The organism is Pseudomonas sp. P5_B2, assembly GCF_056400445.1.
Genome location: NZ_JBFULH010000446.1, coordinates 1 through 3393, shown reverse-complemented (window position 1 = coordinate 3393; position 3393 = coordinate 1). Strand labels below are relative to the sequence as shown.

The following is a 3393-nucleotide window of genomic DNA, read 5'->3' as shown; positions in this document are numbered from 1 at the left end:
ACGTCAGCCTTGATGACGCCCGCGAAGTGGTTTACGGCATGCCGTACGCCGAATGGAAAGCTCAATACCAGCAAGAAGCCAGCGCCGAACAACAAGCGGCGTTTGCCAAAGGAAAACCCAATGAGTGATTTGAACACCCTGCGCGCCAGCCTCCAGAGCGGCGAACACGCCTTTGCCGACACCCTGGCCTTCATCGCCGCCGGTTACGACTATCAACCACAGGCGTTCAACAACGGCGGCGTGGAAAACGCGGTCGGTCAGAACGAAGGTTCGTGCAAGACCCTGGGTCTGGCGCTGCTGGAAGGTCTGAGCGATGAAGAAGCGCTGCTGGCGTTTGGCGAGCATTACCGTTCGGTGGTTGCAACGCCTGAAGGCAGCGACCACGGCAATATTCGCGCATTGATTGCCCATGGGCTGGCTGGCGTGAAGTTCACTCAGCAACCACTGACTCGCCGCTAAAACGCTTTTTCCGTAGGAGCAAAGCTTGCTCGCGATAGCGATCTCAGAGACGTCATCGCCAGCAAGCCGTGCTTCTACAAGAGCCACACCACATCCCGACTTTTAAGATTGACCCGGCAACTTTATTTCGTTTGCCGAGCACCACCGCTCACGGCTTAGATAAAAAGAAGCATCCCTTCTTCAGAGTCGGTCATCCATGAGCAGCGAATCCATCAGCCAGTCGATCAACATCGTTCATCCTGTCACGCTCAGCCACGGCAAAAATGCCGAGGTCTGGGACACCGATGGCAAGCGTTACATCGACTTCGTCGGCGGTATCGGCGTACTGAACCTCGGCCATTGCCACCCGCGCATCGTCGAAGCCATTCGCGAACAAGCCACCCGGCTGACCCACTACGCGTTCAACGCCGCCCCGCATGTGCCTTACATCGAGCTGATGGATCGCCTGAGCGCGTTCATTCCGGTGGATTACCCGGTCAGCGGGATGCTCACCAACAGCGGCGCGGAAGCGGCGGAAAACGCCCTCAAAATCGTCCGTGGCGCCACCGGCCGCACCGCCGTGATCGCCTTCGACGGAGCCTTCCACGGCCGTACCCTCGCCACCCTCAACCTCAACGGCAAAGTTGCTCCCTACAAACATAAAGTCGGCGTGCTACCGGGGCCGGTGTTTCACTTGCCGTACCCAAGCAAGGACAACGGCGTGACCTGTGCCGAAGCGCTGAAGGCCATGGATCGCCTGTTCAGCGTCGAGATCGACGTCGATGACGTAGCGTGTTTTATCGTCGAACCGGTGCAGGGCGAAGCGGGCTTTCTGGCGATGGACGTGGGGTTCGCCCAAGCGCTGCGCAAGTTCTGCGATGAAAAGAATATTCTGCTGATTGCTGATGAAATCCAGTCCGGTTTCGGCCGCACCGGCCAGCGTTTTGCGTTCTCGCGACTGGGCATCGAGCCGGATTTGATCCTGCTGGGCAAAAGCATTGCCGGCGGCGTGCCACTCGGTGCGGTGGTCGGGCGCAAAGCATTGCTCGACACCTTGCCCAAGGGCGGTCTGGGCGGTACTTATTCGGGCAACCCCATCGCCTGCGCCGCCGCGCTGGCGACGCTGGATGAAATGACCGATGCACAGTTGCAAGCCTGGGGCACGCAGCAGGAAGAAGCGATTGTCAGCCGTTACGAAGCCTGGCGCGACAGCAAGCTTTCACCGTATCTGGGGCGTTTGACCGGCGTGGGTGCAATGCGCGGCATCGAGTTGATCAAGGCAGACGGCACGCCGGCATCGGCGCAGTTGACACAACTGCTGAGTCTGGCAAGGGATGCAGGTCTGCTGCTGATGCCCAGCGGCAAGTCGCGCCACATCATCCGACTGTTGGCGCCATTGACCACCGAAGCCTCGGTGCTGGAGGAAGGGCTGGACATTCTTGAAGCGTGCCTCTCCAAATTATCCTGATTGCAAAATGAGTTCTGGGACTGACGTAGCGAATTAAGTTCGCTTGTTGTCCCCGAATTCGTGTCGCAATACTGACCAAAGCCCCCTTACCTAGCGAGAACATCACCACCTACACATTGAGGTAGTCATGTATCACGACAATATAATTTATAAGAAAAAGTCCAACGATCCTCAATTCCTGCTCGCCGTCGCCGTTGTGCTGTTCCTCGGCTCCTACCTGATGAACCTGGGCAACAGCGCCCTAAGCCATTTTCTGCAACCACTGCTGGGCAATGCCCCGGACAGCCTCACCGCTCGCAACATCGCCATCGGCCTTGGTATTGCCGCACTGGGTACGCTGAACTTCCATGTCCTCGGGCGCTTGAAGTTCAAGGTGCAGACCACCGTGGTGTGGGTCGAGCTGTTGATCCTGTTTCTCGCGTTCTTCGATACCTTCGACCTCTCCTACAGCTTCATTCTCGACAAAGTCGGTTTCCTGATCCTCCAGGGCGCTGCCACCACTTTGTACATCTCCGCCCTGGCCATTGTGATCGCATTTGTCCTGGCCCTGATCGGCGCGGTGGCGAAGCTGTCGAACAACGGCCTGGCCAATGCCCTCGCCTCGTTCTACACCTCGTTCTTTCGCGGCGTGCCGCTGCTGATTCAGATCTACCTGATTTACCTGGGCCTGCCACAACTTGGCTATGTGGTCGACGCGGTGCCGGCAGGCATACTCGCCCTGTCACTGTGTTATGGCGCCTACATGACCGAGATTTTCCGTGCCGGTATCCAGAGCATTCCGGTCGGCCAGTGGGAAGCGTCGCGAGCCCTGAACATCAGCCCGTTCAAAACCCTCAGCCGCGTGATCATGCCCCAGGCCTTGCGGGTGATCATTCCGCCGACCGGCAATCAATTTATCGCCATGCTCAAGGACAGTTCGCTGGTGTCGGTGATTGGTGTCTGGGAACTGATGTACCTGGCCAAGACCCAGGGCCGGGCAGACTTCCGCCACCTGGAGATGCTGATCACTGCCGCGATGATTTACTGGGCGCTGTCGTTCATTCTCGAACGGGTGCAAGCGCGAATCGAAAAACGGGTCAACCGTTCCACGGCGAGGGGCTGATACGTGATGACTCCAACCAACACCGCTGAACAACTCGACCTTGCCCCGGTTGTAAATCCTGGCCCTTCGATGATCTCGATTACGGGCCTGAACAAGTGGTACGGCAATTTTCACGCCTTGCGCGATGTCGACCTGAAGGTCGCAACCGGCGAAATTCTGGTGGTGTGCGGGCCATCAGGCTCAGGCAAATCGACGATGATTCGCTGCATCAACCACCTGGAAAACTTTCAGAAAGGCCACATTCAGGTCAACGGCATCACCCTCACCAGCGAAGCGGAAAGTGTCAGCGCCGTGCGCAGCGAAATCGGCATGGTGTTTCAAAGCTTCAACCTGTTCCCGCACTTGAGTGTGATGGACAACCTGACCCTGGCCCCGCAATTGGTAC

At 58.0% G+C, this 3393-nt stretch carries 5 protein-coding genes; all 5 read left to right on the top strand.

All coding sequences use genetic code 11. The features are described 5' to 3' along the window. On the top strand, positions 1-128 hold a 128-nt coding region (locus tag AC1DRJ_RS22100), incomplete at its 5' end, for a DUF1244 domain-containing protein (protein WP_477804012.1). Continuing rightward, positions 121-459, top strand: coding sequence for a HopJ type III effector protein (locus AC1DRJ_RS22095; protein WP_477804011.1), 339 nt, complete (start codon positions 121-123; stop codon positions 457-459). The genes AC1DRJ_RS22100 and AC1DRJ_RS22095, both read left to right, overlap by 8 nt. A gap of 196 nt (positions 460-655) precedes the next feature. Further along, positions 656-1906 (top strand): 2-aminoadipate transaminase, encoded by a 1251-nt coding sequence (locus AC1DRJ_RS22090; protein WP_477804010.1) that lies wholly within the window; start codon positions 656-658, stop codon positions 1904-1906. A gap of 127 nt (positions 1907-2033) precedes the next feature. Then, complete coding sequence (locus tag AC1DRJ_RS22085; protein WP_223516541.1) at positions 2034-3008, top strand: amino acid ABC transporter permease; 975 nt, start codon at positions 2034-2036, stop codon at positions 3006-3008. Positions 3009-3014: 6 nt separating this feature from the next. Then, a partial coding sequence (locus tag AC1DRJ_RS22080; protein WP_477804009.1) for an ATP-binding cassette domain-containing protein occupies positions 3015-3393 on the top strand: 379 nt, incomplete at its 3' end.

Bases quoted from the DNA above. Each gene is read 5' to 3' on its own strand.
- AC1DRJ_RS22085 (WP_223516541.1), top strand. From the start codon at position 2,034: ATGTATCACGACAATATAATTTATAAGAAAAAGTCCAACGATCCTCAA.
- AC1DRJ_RS22090 (WP_477804010.1), top strand. From the start codon at position 656: ATGAGCAGCGAATCCATCAGCCAGTCGATCAACATCGTTCATCCTGTC.
- AC1DRJ_RS22095 (WP_477804011.1), top strand. From the start codon at position 121: ATGAGTGATTTGAACACCCTGCGCGCCAGCCTCCAGAGCGGCGAACAC.